At 59.5% G+C, this 15650-nt stretch carries 11 protein-coding genes and 3 pseudogenes; 4 read left to right on the top strand and 10 right to left on the bottom strand.

Going from position 1 to position 15650, the window contains the following annotated elements:
* Positions 1-94: 94 nt before the first annotated feature.
* Complete coding sequence (locus tag M3A49_RS42780; RefSeq protein WP_416339045.1) at positions 95-364, top strand: SCO family protein; 270 nt, start codon at positions 95-97, stop codon at positions 362-364.
* A gap of 371 nt (positions 365-735) precedes the next feature.
* Here M3A49_RS42780 and cyoE read toward each other — a convergent pair whose 3' ends face one another.
* The 5 genes from cyoE to cyoA are packed head-to-tail and all read right to left on the bottom strand — an operon-like array spanning position 736 to position 5521.
* Positions 736-1641, bottom strand: a complete 906-nt coding sequence (gene cyoE, locus M3A49_RS30480) for a heme o synthase (RefSeq protein WP_266232291.1) — start codon at positions 1639-1641, stop codon at positions 736-738.
* Between the two features lie 36 nt (positions 1642-1677).
* The gene (cyoD, locus tag M3A49_RS30475; RefSeq protein WP_266232290.1) at positions 1678-2010 is read right to left on the bottom strand and encodes a cytochrome o ubiquinol oxidase subunit IV; all 333 of its coding nucleotides are present in this window, start codon (positions 2008-2010) and stop codon (positions 1678-1680) included.
* Positions 2011-2012: 2 nt separating this feature from the next.
* Positions 2013-2633 (bottom strand): cytochrome o ubiquinol oxidase subunit III, encoded by a 621-nt coding sequence (gene cyoC / locus M3A49_RS30470; RefSeq protein WP_266232289.1) that lies wholly within the window; start codon positions 2631-2633, stop codon positions 2013-2015.
* Positions 2611-4608, bottom strand: coding sequence for a cytochrome o ubiquinol oxidase subunit I (gene cyoB / locus M3A49_RS30465; protein WP_266232382.1), 1998 nt, complete (start codon positions 4606-4608; stop codon positions 2611-2613). Before cyoB ends, cyoC begins: the two co-directional genes overlap by 23 nt.
* 7 nt (positions 4609-4615) lie before the next feature.
* Positions 4616-5521: a ubiquinol oxidase subunit II gene (gene cyoA / locus M3A49_RS30460; RefSeq protein WP_266232381.1), complete on the bottom strand. Its 906-nt coding sequence runs from the start codon at positions 5519-5521 to the stop codon at positions 4616-4618.
* A 556-nt stretch (positions 5522-6077) separates the two neighbouring features.
* On the opposite strand from cyoA, the gene M3A49_RS30455 reads away from it, so the two are divergent.
* Positions 6078-6560, top strand: coding sequence for a hypothetical protein (locus M3A49_RS30455; RefSeq protein WP_266232288.1), 483 nt, complete (start codon positions 6078-6080; stop codon positions 6558-6560).
* Positions 6561-6815: 255 nt separating this feature from the next.
* On the opposite strand, the gene M3A49_RS30450 is transcribed toward M3A49_RS30455, so the two are convergent.
* Genes M3A49_RS30450 through M3A49_RS30440 form a run of 3 tightly spaced genes read right to left on the bottom strand, consistent with a single transcriptional unit; the run spans position 6816 to position 10808 of the window.
* The gene (locus tag M3A49_RS30450) at positions 6816-7505 is read right to left on the bottom strand and encodes a response regulator transcription factor (RefSeq protein WP_266232287.1); all 690 of its coding nucleotides are present in this window, start codon (positions 7503-7505) and stop codon (positions 6816-6818) included.
* Positions 7506-7536: 31 nt separating this feature from the next.
* Positions 7537-7908 carry a response regulator gene (locus M3A49_RS30445; RefSeq protein ID WP_266232285.1) on the bottom strand — a complete coding sequence of 124 codons (372 nt, stop codon included), beginning with the start codon at positions 7906-7908 and terminating at the stop codon, positions 7537-7539.
* Positions 7908-10808 (bottom strand): PAS domain S-box protein, encoded by a 2901-nt coding sequence (locus M3A49_RS30440; protein ID WP_266232284.1) that lies wholly within the window; start codon positions 10806-10808, stop codon positions 7908-7910. The genes M3A49_RS30445 and M3A49_RS30440 overlap by 1 nt, the downstream gene beginning before the upstream one ends.
* Before the next feature lie 357 nt (positions 10809-11165).
* On the opposite strand from M3A49_RS30440, the gene M3A49_RS30435 reads away from it, so the two are divergent.
* Positions 11166-12947, top strand: a complete 1782-nt coding sequence (locus M3A49_RS30435; RefSeq protein ID WP_266232283.1) for a winged helix-turn-helix domain-containing tetratricopeptide repeat protein — start codon at positions 11166-11168, stop codon at positions 12945-12947.
* Positions 12948-12981: 34 nt separating this feature from the next.
* Here M3A49_RS30435 and M3A49_RS30430 read toward each other — a convergent pair.
* A pseudogene (locus M3A49_RS30430) lies at positions 12982-13350 on the bottom strand (GlxA family transcriptional regulator); the annotation flags it as partial.
* Between the two features lie 987 nt (positions 13351-14337).
* Positions 14338-14601: pseudogene (locus tag M3A49_RS30425) on the bottom strand (DUF3331 domain-containing protein).
* 798 nt (positions 14602-15399) lie between these two features.
* Between M3A49_RS30425 and M3A49_RS30420 the strand changes: the two are divergent.
* Positions 15400-15650, top strand: a pseudogene (locus M3A49_RS30420) (gluconate 2-dehydrogenase subunit 3 family protein); the annotation flags it as partial.

The raw sequence follows: 15650 nt of genomic DNA, 5'->3' as shown, positions 1-15650 counted from the left end.
CGACACGCTGTGCTCCGCACGCGACCAGCTTCGCCCCTGCCTCCCACTCAGGGGGGCAGCATGTCCGAGGCCATGACGCGCCGTCCGTCCCAAAATGCTCCGTCACCGCGTTGCCGCCGTGTGCTCGCTGCTGCGCTCCTTCTCGAGCGGCAAAAGAATCTCATCGAAGCTGCACGGTGTCGATCTGTCATCGATGAAGCTACCGGGGACGTTCCATCTGCGCGATACCAACGGCAATCCGCGAACGCTTGAGGACTTCCGGGGCAATGTGGCCTTGCTTCTCTTCGGATACACGCGGTGTCCAGACGTGTGCCCAACGACTCCGCGCTGCACAGATCAAACGGCTGCTTGGAGATCAGGGTAAGGAGCCGAAGGTAGTCTTTATTTCGCTTGATCCCGCCGGCGATTCTGGAGGCCTACACCGCGGCCTTCGACCCGACGGTTATCGGACTATACGGCGAAGCGATCCTTTGGAGGTTCTACCGGAAAGTCCCGTCCGGCAACCCGTATTCGATGGAACACTCGGTACTCGATTACGTAATCGACACGGAGGGTGCGGTGCGCTTCGCGCTGCAATATGAGGAAAGTGCCGAGGACAGTGCGAACGACCTGATACTTCTGCTCCAGGAAAATGCCGGAGGTCGAATGCGTTCGTCTGCACACCGGTAAGCACGATCGCCCCATTATTGCCATTGCCGAACCTGAATTGCTCGCTTATAGCAAGCTCGCAGCGCGCTACCCCCGGAAACCCCTGGCAATCAGCGCGAGATGGGTTACCGGTTGGGGCGGGGAGCTATCCACCGACATCGCGGCGCTCAATACGCTCACGATGATGATCGACGCAAAGAAGATCTTGCGTGCCCATCTGCCCTCGTTTGCCGCAGTGCGTCCCGCAACGCCGAGCCCGAACCAGTACAACCCCGCCACCAGCGCGGCGAGCATATAGATCGTGCCGGCATAGCCGAGGAAGCCGAGCGTCAGGGCGGCCGCCGTAAAGGCGGCAATGTAGGTCAACATGTGGCGCTTCGCGGCCGCGAAGCCGCGGACGACCGGAAAAACCGGAATCGAAGCCGCGCGGTAATCCTGGGCCCGGAAGATGGCAATCGCGTATGAATGCGGCATCTGCCAGAGACTGAACATGACTAGCAAGGTGACGGCGGCAGCGTCGAATCTGGTGCTAGCCGCACAGTATCCGGCCACTGGCGGCATCGCACCGGCAATGCTGCCGACCAGCGTCCCGTAAATCGAATTTCGCTTCATGTAAAGGCTATACAGCCCGACATACACGGCGTAGCCGAAGAGTATCAGCGCGAGGGGCAGGACGCACCGCGTGCCCGCGTAGAGCACGCTCATGCCCGCGACGCAGAGCACGACACCATACAGTAACGCGAACGGCACCGATACACAGCCCGTCACCATGGGACGCTTGCGTGTTCGCGCCATCAGGCCGTCGATATCCCGGTCGATGACGTTGTTGACCACGCACCCGGACGCGACGACCAGCATGACGCCGACGGCCACCAGACCACCCCGGAGCCAGTCGACGCTGCCGTGTGAACCCAGCAGATAACCGCCCGTGACGGCGATGAGATTGCCGATCACGATACCAGGCTTAGTCAGTTGCAGGTAAGGTCGATACATGGTGCGGGATGTTCTTCGTCGGATGTGCGCGGTGGATCAGTGGATCATCATGTTGAAGTGCATGCTCCAGATGATCCAGACCGAGAGCGCCACGACAATGAACAGGATCACAAGCGTGAACACGAAGCTGATCAGGTTCCAGCCGCCCTCCGAGGAACGGCTCATGTGCAGGAAGTACACGAGGTGCGCCACGAGTTGCAGGACCGCGAATATCACCGCTACGAGCAGCGTCGTCGCACGCGGCAGCATCGGATGCATGACCAGCGCGAACGGGATGGCCGTCAGGACGATCGAGAGGATGAAGCCCGTGTTGTAGGACTTCGCGCTGCCGTGGGCTTGCCCGGCGCGGCTGGTCGCAGCGTTTGCCATGGTCAGAATGCTCCGATCAGATAGACAATCGTGAATACGCAGATCCAGACCAGATCCAGGAAGTGCCAGAAAAGGCTCAGGCACGACAGGCGTGTCACATTGGTGGACGTCAGTCCTTTGGTCGCCACCTGGTGCAGGACCACCGCCATCCAGAGCAGGCCGGACGCGACATGCAGACCGTGTGTGCCGACGAGCGCGAAGAAACCAGACAGGAACCCGCTGCGCTGCGGTCCGAAGCCAAGCGAGACCAGATGATGGAACTCGTGTATTTCCATGCCAACAAAGACAGCGCCCAGAATGAAGGTCAGGCTCAGCCACCGGAGCACGGCGCCCTGATCGTGCCGGTGCACGGCAAGCATCGCGTAGCCGCAGGTGATGCTGGAAAGCAGCAGCACGAACGTCTCGGCGAGCACGTACGGCAGCTCGAAGATGTCCCTCGGGCCGGGACCACCTGCAAATGCGCCGCTCAATACGGCGTACGACGCGAACAGCGAACCGAACAGGATGCAGTCCGACATCAGGTAGATCCACAGGCCCAGCACCTTGCGCGAGCCGGTGTCGTGACCATCCTGCGCGTGTTCCTCCCCTGTCCCGGTTGTTTCAATTAGTGTTTGCGTAGACATGGTTCAGATCTCGCTTCATGAGAGGAACGTGTGCTTTCTCGATCCGTTCGATTTCGTCGGCCGGAACGTAGTAATCAGTATCGTCGTTATAAGAGCGGAGGATCACCGTCGCGATAGTGGCAACGAAGCTGGTGCCCACCAGCCACCAGATGTGCCAGATCAGCGCGAAGCACAGCAGCAGGATGAATACGCTCAGGATGAACGGCACACCGGTGCTGCGCGGCATATGAATCGGCTCGTATTTCCTCGCGGGCGGCGGCACTCCGCGCTTCTTAGCCTCGTAGAATGCGTCGACAGCATTCGCGCGCGGCACCACGGCGAAGTTGTAGAACGGCGGCGGCGATGACGTCGACCACTCCAGCGTGCGCGCATTCCACGGATCGCCGGTGACGTCGAGGTTCTGCTTGCGCTCCCGGATACTGACGACAATCTGCGCGATGAGGAAGACAATCCCCCCAAGGATGAAGACCGCACCCACCCACGCGACCTGGAGATACGGCGTCCACGCCGGGTTGTCGTAGTGATTGAGTCGCCGGGTCATGCCCATGAAGCCGAGCATGTAAAGCGGCATGAACGCGAGATAGAAGCCAATCACCCAGCACCAGAACGAATATTTGCCGAGACGCTCGTTAAGCTTGAAGCCGAAGGCCTTTGGGAACCAGTAGTTCAAGCCGGCGAAATAGCCGAACAATCCGCCGGCGATGACCGTATTGTGGAAGTGGGCGACGAGAAACAGGCTGTTGTGAAGCAGGAAGTCGGCCCCCGGAATCGCGAGCAGCACGCCCGTCATGCCGCCAATCGTGAACGTCACGAGGAACGCCAGCGTCCAGAGCATGGGCGTCGTGAACTCGACGCGCCCGCGGTACATCGTGAACAACCACGTGAAGATCTTCACGCCGGTCGGAACGGCGATGATCATCGTCATAATGCCGAAGAAGCTGTTGACGTCCGCGCCCGAACCCATCGTGAAGAAGTGGTGCAGCCAGACGAGGAACGACAGGATCCCGATTGCCAGCGTCGCGCCCACCATCGACTTGTAGCCGAACAGCTTCTTGCGGGCGAACGTCGAGGTGATCTCGGAGAAAATCCCGAACGACGGGAGAACGAGGATGTACACCTCCGGATGTCCCCACGCCCAGATCAGGTTCACGTACATGGTCGGATTGCCGCCGAGTTCGTTCGTATAAAAATGAAAGCCCAGGTAGCGATCAAGCGCGAGCGCGGCCAGCGCGACGGTCAGGATCGGGAAGGCGGCAATAATGATTGTGCTGGTGACGAACACCGTCCACGTGAAAATCGGCATCTTCATCAGCGTCATGCCAGGTGCACGCATCCGGAGGATGGTCACGAAGAGGTTCACGCCGGTCAGCAGTGTTCCCAGACCCGATGCCTGCAGAGACCATATGTAGTAGTCCACCCCCACTCCGGGACTGAATTTTATGTCCGACAACGGCGGATAGGCGACCCAGCCCGTCTGCGCGAATTCGCCCACGCCGAGCGACAGCATGACCAGCACAACCCCCACGACGAACAGCCAGAAGCTGAAGGCGTTCAGGTAGGGATACGCCATGTCGCGAGCGCCGATCTGAAGCGGCACGGCGATGTTCATCAGGCCCACGACGAACGGCGTCGCCGCGAAGAAGATCATGATTACGCCGTGCGCCGTGAAGATCTGGTCATAGTGATGCGGCGGCAGGTAGCCCAGGTGCCCGGGACCGGCGAGCGCAAGCTGTGTTCGCATCATGATGGCGTCAGCGAATCCGCGGATCAGCATCACGATTGCCACAAAGATGTACATGACGCCAATGCGCTTGTGGTCGACCGAGGTGATCCAGTCGTTCCAGAGCACCGACCATTTTTTGAACCAGGTGATCGCGGCCAGAACCGCCACTCCGCCTGCCACGATGCCCGCAAGGGTGACCGCGATAATGGGCTCGTGCAGCGGCACGTCCGCCCATGTCAATTTGCCGAACATGATTGTGTTACTCCTCTCTTTTCGACGATGCGCTGACGTCGAGAGCTGCATGTGCCGCTGCGTCCGCTCCCGGACCGACGAACTGGTCGATCACTGCCCTGAAAAGGCCTGGCTGAACCCGCGAGAATTGCACGATGGCAATACCCTGGCTGGGCTTTGCCACTTTCTGGAACGTGTTGAAATCGAGCCGGTTAGGTGAGGTCCGGACCTGCTTCACCCAGCGCTGGAAGTCATCCTCGCTGGTGGCGGTCGCAATGAACTTCATGTCGGAGAAGCCGGGTCCGTTGAAATTGCCCGACATGCCGCGGAACTTCCCCTCCTCGTTTGCCATGAGGTGCAGTTGGGTTCGCATGCCCGCCATCGCGTAGATCTGGCCGCCGAGCTGGGGAATGAAGAACGTCCCCATCGTCGAGTTCGAGGTGATGCTGAACGCCACCTGGCGATGTGCGGGGAATACCAGTTGATTGATTGTGGCAATGCCGAGGTCTGGATAGATGAAGATCCACTTCCAGTCGGTTGCGATGACTTCGACGTTGATGGGCTGGCCGGGCACGTCGAGCGGCCGGTACGGATCCAGCTCGTGTGTCGATTTCCACACGATGGTTGCCAGTGTGACGATGATCAGGATCGGGATACCCCACACCACTGCTTCGATCCGCGTGGAATGCGCCCACTCGGGCATATACGTGGCGTTGTGATTCGACGCCCGGTATTGCCCTGCAAAGACAAACGTCAGCACGATGGCCGGTACGACCACGATCAGCATCAACCCGACGCACAGGATGATGAGGTCGCGCTCCTGAAGGCCGACACTGCCCTTCGTGTTGAACAGGACCCAGTTGCAGCCACCGAGGCTTGAGAGCCCGGCGATTACTGCAGCGGGACGAAGAACTTTCCAGCAGATTTCTCTCATACAGGCGCCTTGCTCTATGGCCGCTATGAAAGCGGCAGGGAAAGGGGCGAAGGAAGACTGCACATTCCGGAGAGGAACTTCATTCGGTGGGCCCTCGATGTACCTGCTCGACCTACCGAATCATCGAGCCTCCTTGCTGCCGTGATTGCCTCTCGAGTCGTCCTGATAGTCGCCTTCCAGAGAGAAGGTTAAGCGCAAGGCGGCGCGCAACTCAAATGCACAATGGTGTGGGAACATCGCCGCATCGACGGGAGCAAGTTTCGCTTCCCCCTCATCCAAAGTGTCATTGCGTCCACATTGGGCATGGCCTAGATTCGTTCACAGGCCGACGCTCCAAACGCAGGTCCGCCGCACGCCCACGCGCGGCATCCCCTACGTCGACGCAAATTCCCCGTAAATGCACGCTATGTGCAGCCGCACTGTGCAGCGCCGCTAGAGCCGTGGCAGCAGCATCGCCACCCCGCAACAGCAACGCCCGCTTAATCCATCGAACGTAGCTTGTCTCCATGGCGGGTGCGCGATGAGGACACGTTTCCCGCCCAGAGGAGGATTTCTCGTGGATCCCAAGAAAACAGCCAACATGATCAACCCGATGGACTACGAGGACGTTTTATCCGAACGTATTCCAAAGAACCTCGTCGAGCTAGCGAGAAAAAGCGACTTGCTGTTCAACACATCTGTCATCGCGGTATGCGTCTGGGCAGTGATTGAGACGCCTTTGGAGCTTGGTGGCGTGCTTGATCCGACCGGGCTGCTTGCCTTGGTGACGTCGAAGGTGCTGCTCGGCTTCGTTGGCACGGCTGCCATAGCCAACCTGCGCTTTGCCCGTCGGGTTTTCACGTTCATCTGTGGAGCGGGCGTGTTCGCCATTGCACCGGCGTTACCCCTTGAGTACTCGCGCTGCGTTGCAATTGCAATCTTCTCGACGGTCGAGTGCATCGGCAAAGCAGCATGCGTAGCATCGTTCGTGATCGCGTCGTCGGCAGGAGACAGTGTTGGCGTCCATCTGAGCGTAGGAAAACGCACGACTGACGACTAAACATGAGCTTGTGGGCCCCATTGTATCGGCCGAAGCAGCGCGCCAGGCGGGCAGCGCCGACACTTGCGCGTCACACGCATGGCGTGTACGTGCAATCGCTCATACGAACGCCGCGCTGCATCGGTGCTCGCCCCGCCCGGATCGATGCCCGAATTCGTCGCTAGCCGATCGCGAGAAGCGGGAGCCGGAGCGCACACGGCTTCCTGGTGCATGGTCAGGTCGCTCGCGTAGTCTTCCAGCGATATGCCGACCGCTTTACGCGACTTTTTGCAACGCGGCCTTCGGCGCGCGGTCAGGATGAAGTCTTCGCGCCATGCCTATCAGGTCGGCGAGCGTGCGTGCGTTCATCTTTCGCATGACCTGCCTGCGGTGCATCTTCACAGTGATCTCGGCGATGCCCATCTCGGCTCCCACCTGCTTGTTAAGGAGCCCGGTCACGACCAAGGCCATGACCTCGCGCTCGCGCCCACTGAGTGAGGCGTGGCGATCCCGGATCGACTGTAGTTCTGCTTCCTCGCTCAACGCCACGCGGCTGCGCTCGATCGCGTGCCGAATAGCATCGAGCATGACCTGGTCGTCAAAGGGTTTGGTGAAAAAATCAACCGCTCCAGCTTTCATGGCCTGCACGGTCGTCGGCACGTCGCCGTAGCCGGTGATGAAGATGATCGGTGTGTCGATACGCTCGGCGGCAATGAGATTCTGAAGGTCGAGGCCGCTGAGATCGGGAAGCAAGACGTCCAGCACCAGACAACTCGGGGCCCTGATGCGTGGACGTTCGAGAAAGTCCTGTGCGCACGCGTACGTCTCTGCCCTAAGACCGGCAAAGTGGATCATGGCTTCGAGCGCCTCGCGTACCGAGACATCGTCGTCGACGACGAAGACAACCGGCATGGATTGTGCCGGCGAAAGTTCCGATTCACGTTCGACTACATAGGCTGATTTCATTGAGAACTCCGTTCTTGGGCACCCGGATGAATCATTTGACGTGGAGCGCGGCTTGGATCGCCCCGAGTAGAGCGGTGTCGCTGAATGGTTTGAAGAGACATTCAACGGCGCCCTGTTCTAGCACGCGTAGGCGGAGGGCTTCATCTCCATGCGCTGTAATGAAGATGATCGGGATGGCTTGCCGGCGCCGCAGCAGTTCGCGCTGCAGGTCCCGGCCGGACATTCCGGGCATGCACATATCGGCGATCAGGCAGTGCGCCTCGCCTACACAGCTGGAGGCCAGGAACGCCTCCGCCGACGCAAAGGCGTGCGCTGCGAAGCCGAACTCGCGCAACAGGTCAGGTAGCGATTCGCGTACCGACTCGTCGTCGTCGACCACCGCGATAAGCGAGCGGTCTGCCATCACTGGTCGCTCACGATCTGCGCTATGTCCGAGCGCGGCTGCGGGCTCTTGCCTACAGAACCGTCCGCGGCCGCCATGCGTTCGGCTCGACACGGGATCGAGAATGAAAAGGTGGCGCCAAAGCCCTCGTTTGAAGAAGCCCACAGGCGACCACCGTGGCGCTCGATGATGCAACGGCTTACGGACAGCCCGATGCCCATCCCTTCTCTCTTGGTCGTAAAAAACGCGTCGAAGAGCCTGCCCGCATGCTGCGGGTCGATGCCCATGCCGGAATCAGTCACAGCGAGTCGCAAGCGGTCACCATCGTCGCGCTCTATCTTGACCACCATCTGCCGCGGGCGCTCAGCGATGCCGTTCATCGCCTCCATGGCGTTGAGAAGCAGGTTCAGCACCACCTGCTGGAGTTGCACCCTGTCGCCTGTGACCGGCGGCAGGTTGTCCGCCGTTTCCAGTCGTAGCACGATCCGCTTATTGCGAATCTCTGCGAGCAGCAACTCGATGACGTCGTTCGCAGCTTCGACCAGATCGACGGCATCCTTCGTCACCATCTTCTTGCTGTACAGTGCGCGTAGACGTCTCATCATCTCCGAGGCGCGGTGTCCGTCCCGGATCGTGCGCTTCACGGTCCCGAGCGCGCCCTCGACATTGGGTGGCTGGGCGCTCAGCATGCGCAAACCGGTGCTGGCGTTGGTCATGATGCCGGCCAGCGGCTGGTTGATCTCGTGTGCAATCGAAGCGGTCAGCGCTCCCAGGCTGTTCACCCGACTTGCGTGGGCCAATTCGACGCGCAGACCGTAGAGCGCTTCTTCGGACTCCCGGCGTTCGGTGACATCATGTATAGCACCGATATAGTCCAGCCGGCCCTGCGGATTACGCGTGGCGTGAGCCTGTATGCGCACATGCCGGACCGAACCGTCGGACAGGAGCAGGCGGTGCTCGAACTCCAGGTGCTGGCCGTCTTTCGCCCGCTCGATCATTTCGTGCAGTAGATGAAGGTCGCCAGGGTGGACTCGCGCGGCGATCATGTCCAGCGTGACTCTCACCCCCTGCTCGAAGCCGAAGATTCGATAGAGCTGTGCCGACCAGGTGAATGAACCAGTCTCCGGGCGCCAGCTAAAGCTTCCGCTCAAGGTGAGCTGCTCCACTTTGGCCATCAGCGCCGCGCTCTTGCGCAATTGCGCCTCCGCCTGCTTGCGTGCTGTGATGTCGCGTGTGACGCCCAGTTGCACGATCGCGCCGTCGCTGTCGTGCATCGGCGCGGCATGGGTTTCGAGGTGCCGTCGCTTGTTGTTTGGCGAGATGAAGTCGAACTCCAGGAAGTCACCCCTTCCCGAGCAAATGTTTCTGTTGAACTCGACATACCGCGCTCGATGCTCAGGAGCGACGAAATCGAAGTAGCACGCTCCGATCATGCTGTCCGCGCGCACCGATCCGAATGCGCGGCTTCCAGCCGGATTGACGAGCAATACCGTTCCGTCATTTGCGACGACCGTTACGCAATCCGGTGTCGTGTCCACGATCGCACGGAAACGCTCCTCGCTTCGCTTCAGTGCGCGTTCGCTCCGGGCACGCTCGATGGCGATACTCGCGAGTTGTGTAAGCCGTCCTGTGAGATCGAATTGAAACGGAGTGGGGGTTCCGGGCTCCGACCGGAATATCGTGAACGTTCCCAGCACTTCGTTTGTACGCGACAGAATCGGCGTCGCCCAGCACGCGCGCAGACCATGCGCGAGACTCGAGTCGCGCCATGCCTTTGGCCAGCGTGACTCGGAAGCGATATCTGATACGACTATCTGCTCGCTGAGCGACGCTGCTAATCCGCAAGGTCCCTGGTCCTGCTGGACGCGGCCGCCACTCGAAGGATAGGTGTAGGTCAACGCGAGGCCTGGCGCATTCACCCGCTGGAATGTCATGTCGCCGGGTTCGATCAACGCGATGCTGCAGAGGCAATCGCTCGCGATCTGTTCGACCAGCCCGCACAAGTCATCGAGAACCGTGGGCAAAGGCAGCCCTACGGCGACCATTTCGAGCAGGCGCTTCTCGCCCGCAAGCAGTGCCTCGGCGCGCTTACGGTCGTCGATGTCCGTCTGCAAAAAGTACCAGAGCGCGATTCGCCCTTCCTTATCCTGCAACGGAAAGCCTTGTACCCGAAACCACTGATAAACGCCGTCGGCGCGACGATGGCGGGACTCAAAATCATAAGGCTCGCCGCTTCTGATCGATGCATAAAATCGGGAAACCGTCGCGCGTTGATCGTCCGGATGGATAAAGTCTTTAACAGTCCACTGCTTCAGGTCGTCAACCGTCGCGCCTGAATATTTGAGCGTATGGCGGTTGGCTTGCAACACCTCCCCCTCCGCCGTAAAGAGAATCACACGCGTAGGCAACCTGTCCACGATGAGCCGAAAGCGCTCCTCGTGTGCCCGCATGGACGCCTCGGCCTGCTTACGGTCCTCGATATCCGTGTTGATCCCGCACCACTTCACGACGTTGCCGGCATCGTCAATAACCGGGCTGACACGGCATAGAAACCACCGATAGATGCCATCGAAGCGACGCATTCGCGCTTCCGCCTCGCCCCGCACGCCGGAAGCAACGACGACTTGCCAGGCTTCAAGCAGCGCAGACCTGTCCTCGGGATGGAACGCCGACTGCCAGCCCTCGTCACACGCGTGCTCGACGGAAAGCCCGGTATATTCGCACCAGGGGCGATTGACGAATTCAATGCGGCCGTCCGACAGTGCGGTCCAGACCAGGCCCGGGAGCGCATCTACCGTACGACTGAGTTCATATTCCATCACGGTCCTTCCCTTCGGGCGCGCTACCAGCGCGAGCTTTTCCAATCTGCGCCCGTATTGGCGCGCGCTGCGCTTCTGGCCGTTCCCGGAAGAGATGCGCACGTCGAAGGCTCACGAAAAATTAAGTATTCCCTTCAAAATAAATCGCTCCGACGAGACCATTGTTAGTGTGGAAGTGCCGGGAAGTCGTGAGGAGACGGTGATGTAGGCGTGGAATTTTAGTGAGGATGGCTTTCGGCGATCGGAGCCTTTGGTGGCGCACCTTGAATCCAATCCGCGTCGATGTCGCCTTCCGTCACGACGCGCAGTGTTCCGGCCTGCCTTTGATGATTTCGATGGAGCCTTGACGGTAGTTGTCGAGTATCGCTATACAGCGCCTCGACGTAGGGGGCATGCTCGTGCGGACGATATTCAGCGAAGCTACAATTCGGATATCCGGCCGGCTGGAGGAAAGACACGATGGACGACCTCCGAGTGGGGAACTGGGTGGTCACCCCGAGCCTCAACAGCATTTCTTCCCGAGGCAGGACCGCTCGCCTCGAACCCAAGGTAATGGAAGTCCTGGTGTGCCTGGCCCAGCACCCTGGCGACACGGTTTCCAAAGATCAGCTTTTTCAAGCCGTGTGGCCCAGGACCGTGGTGACCGATGATGTATTGAAGCGCTGCATTGCCGAGTTGCGCCGCGCTTTTGACGACGATGCCCGCGATCCACGCATCATCGAGACAATTTCGAAACGAGGCTATCGGCTGGTCGCCCCGGTAACTGCGTGCAGTGCCACGCCTGCCCCCGCCGAGAGGGTGGCAAGCGATTCCATCGTGGTACTGCCGTTCGTCAACATGAGCGCAGATCCGGAGCACGAATACTTTGCCGACGGAATCACTGAAGAAATTATCGATGCGCTCGCCCAGATCCAGGAGCTTCACGTCGTGGCACGAAGCTCCGCCTTCTCGTTCAAGGGTAAGCACATCGACCTGCGCATTGTTGGCGAGCAACTGAACGTGCGCACTGTTCTCGAGGGAAGTGTGCGCAGAGCAGATAATCGTCTGCGTATCACGGCACAGCTCGTGTCTGCGGTGGACGGATATCATCTCTGGTCGGAGCGCTATGACCGTGAGATGAAGGATGTGTTCGCAATTCAGGAAGAGATTGCCCAAGCGATCGTGCAGCGGTTGAAGATCACGTTCCCGTGGAATACGAGAAACCTGACTAACCCTGGAACCCCGAATCTCGAGGCCTACGAGTCCTACCTGAAGGGTCACGCTCTGCTCTACAAGAGGGGTCCCGCTATTTCACGTGCCCTCGCCTGTTGCCAGCGGTCAGTGGATCTCGATCCAGGCTATGCATTGGCGTGGGCCGATCTTGCCGATTGCTACTCGATGCTTTGCTTCTACGGGTTTGCGGCTCCTCAGGCTTTCATGCCAAAGGCCATAGAGGCCGCTCGACACGCGGTGGCATTAGATCCTTCGCTCGCCGAAGCACACTGCACCTTGGCTCTCGCCTACCTGCTCTGGGCCTGGAACACGGCGGAGGCCGAGCGTGAGTTTCTTTGCGCGCTACAGCTGAATCCGAAGTACATCTCGGCACTCGGCTGGTACGGAAGTGCTTATCTCCAGTTCTCGGAAGGGCGGCTGGCGGAGGGAATGGAACAAGCGAAGTTAGCGCTGACAGCGGACCCCCTATCAGCCTACGCACACGCCTTATACGCCCTGACCTGTATTGTCGCGGGCAAAACCGGGGAAGGCGTGGAGGTCAGCCGGCGCGCCATCCAACTCGACCCCGAGAGCTTCCTTGCTAACTGGGTGCTGCAAATGGCACTGCTGGTGAACGGCCAGTTCGAAGCGTCTATCGCGGCGGGAGAATCGGCATTGGCCATGTCCGGCCGGCACCCTTGGTCCATGGCCTGGCTTGCCGTGGGCCTCGCAAGTTGGGGCAAAGCCACTGAGGCCGAAGCGGTTTTCGCTGAAATGCAGGCCCGTGCCCGTCGTGAATATGTTACGCCGACGGCGCTCGCTATCGCGGCTTGTGCGGTGGCGAGGGACGATGAGGCGATTCGCTACGCCCGCGAAGCGTGCGAAATCCGCGACACCAATTTATTTTACTTTTCCAGATATTTTCCTTTGTCATACCGGTTGTATCGTTATCCGCAGTTTTGCGAAATCATTGCACAGATAGGGCGCAGTGATTGGTTGCGCGATCAACCGCCGCTAACGGTTATGCAGGAGCCACGTGCGCAGGAATGAATCGCGCTCGGTTGCTGATGCTGAGTCACTGAGGCGTCGTGGCACGCAGCTGCGCCAGCAAGCCTGCTTCCGCGAGCACGAATCCGCCGGTGCAGATCGCGCCTATGCGCCTTGCGCTGATGCTCGCTTTGCGCAGGAACACAACTATATCGTCAGCAGGCGGATAACTGAGCGGATCAATGACCCCACCGACGATCCAGGTGTCCACGTCGACACGCTCGTGCAATAATCGTGTGCCCACTCTCGGGCCAAGTGACGAGCGCATATCCCCGCCCTCCTCAGAAAAGGTTTCGAGTGCGTGGAACGACTCTCCCACCACGATGTTCGCCCACTCGAACACCGACTGCGTCGCGAGATCCATGATCTGAAAACCCTCGCTAATCAGAAAGCCAATCCGGCACATGTCCGTTCTCCATCACGTCAGTTGGCGCTCTGTCGGCGCTCGTTGTGTTGCGGCGATCTGCTTCAAGGCCTGTGTCCTGCGTTCTGCTGCTTCTTACTCCTGCTGCGTCCCGCTAGCCAACTCAGGCACGCTGTGGATACCGATTACCCCGGACTCGCTATGAACTTCAGTCATTTCCGCGAAACACTTCGTACAACAGATGACTGTAATATTCGAGCAATAGTTCACGCGCTTCTTGGCGTCCTCTTTCAACTCGCCGCATTCATCGCAGCGAGTCAAGGCACGGACCTGCAACGGTCGTGAGCGCCACCGTTCGAGTGCGTTCATGTCAGCAGCCTTCACGTTGATCTCGGGTGCCGGCGGCGATGATGTTCATCGCCATCTTCCGTAGTTCTGTCGACGTCGGATCGTCTCGGCGTAGCTCAAGCAAATCCCTTGCGTACATGCTAATCATGGTCCTCTCGTTAGATATGAGACTATGGTCAACAGTCCGGTCTTGCCGGATCACGACAGTATGGCGAGCGGGCGTTTGTGGTTCCGCTTCTACAGCCTCACCATCCCGACGCGTCCTTGCCATCTCCTTCAAAAAGATGATTACGACGGGAGCATTATTGGTGTGGATGTGCCCGAAAGTCGTGAGAAGACAGTAATGTCGAAGTGAAATTTTGGTGAGGACGGTACTATCTTCCGATGGAATCTATCGCGAGCTTTTGGCGTGTATACCTCTTCCGGGAACTGCTCGAAGCGCGGCGCGCGCTCGCGTGTGCCAACTCGCCGAACGCCGACCATGCCGTTGGTGGCGACCGAAGCGCTCTATGCTTGCGTATTGCTCGCCGAAATCCGGGATGCATCGGCTGCTTCGTACGTGGGTCGGCCGCTGGCAATCGACCAAATCAGAGCGCCAATATATCCTTCTCGCTAGGGCCGGAGAATCAGTCGCCGGAACTCGCGCGTCCACTGGTATTCTCGGGACGCCTATTCGAATATTCAAAACGCCTCCACAGATATCATCGCGGATGCGTTCGCCCGAGCAGGGCATTCGGCGGGACTAAACGCGGCATCACCTCGGCGGATTGCACGTTGCGATACTACGCACACACCGGGAGCCCTCGCGAAACGACGACGCCAGCGCTGCTCGCCATAATGGCATCGTCCTGGCTCCGCTCACCGGATGATGAGAGTGTCTTCAAACTGTTCAAGAACTTCGATCTGGACGCGCACGAATTCTACTGCAGAGTACTCTCTCATCATCGTTAACTACTCCTGGAATCGAGCCGGTTTCAATCATTCGCGTACCCACATGTTCGAGGCACTTCATACCAACTCAACTTGGAACGGCGAATCATGTGTACGATGCCGTCAGTGAACAGCGCGACATGACAGCACTCCAGGTTGCAATCGGTGTGGCGGTCCACTGCACAATGGCTTACCTACGTCTATGTGTCGATGGGAGGTAGCGCCGTGTCATATGTAACCCAAAGTGTATTTGCGTCTACGCTTGGCTTACTCTAGATTGGCTTGTAGGCGGAAGACTTGTTGTGGATTTCAGGAAGCGCCCGACTTGGTCAACCCGAGAGACTAATGTTCTTTAAAGCCATTGACGCGGCGGCGTAGAGTGTCTTAGTGGCTTGGGTCTCCTCGGCCAGCTTGTCATGCACATACCTCTGAGTTTCGTGGGCAACTTGGTGCCGTAAGGGGTAACGTCCCCGCTACTTCTGGACATACGGATTGGGTTCGAGGTCGTGCTCATCGGCGCAGCGCTTATTGTTACCACGCTGCTGAGCAGCGATATAAATTAGGATGCCGAACATATCTTTATCTGGCTCAAAAGGACGAGGCCCGTGGCATACGGCACCCGATCCAGCACCCATAGAAATGCATCGTTGGTAGCGCTAATCGGTACGCTTACTGGCCGCGATCTAACCCTCGTTGCTACCGCGTCCTGATTGCCGGAGCAATCAGTGGTCTGCTTCACCAATTGGTGATCTCCAGTCCCCGCTTGCCGTCTCAGTCGAAGCCGGCCGCGCAGTCTTGATACGGATTTCAACTATGTCAGACTCTCCTCTCACGACACGCCGCGGTTTCCTGCGCACGGCAGCGGTGCTCGTGCCCGCCAGCGCACTGGCGGGCTGCGAGGGCGGCAAAGCGCCGTCGAGCGAAACCGCCGCGGCAGGCAGCGCCGCCGCGGCGCCCAACGCCAGGCCCGAAGCCGGGCAGGCCGCCGCCTACAAGCCACGCTTCTTCGACGCGCGCGAGTGGGCCTTCGTCGAAGCCGCCGCCGACCGTCTGATTCCCGCCGA

It is taken from the genome of Paraburkholderia sp. CNPSo 3076, assembly GCF_026343935.1.
In the GTDB taxonomy this organism is placed as follows: domain Bacteria; phylum Pseudomonadota; class Gammaproteobacteria; order Burkholderiales; family Burkholderiaceae; genus Paraburkholderia; species Paraburkholderia nodosa.
This window is presented reverse-complemented; position numbering and strand designations above follow the sequence as displayed.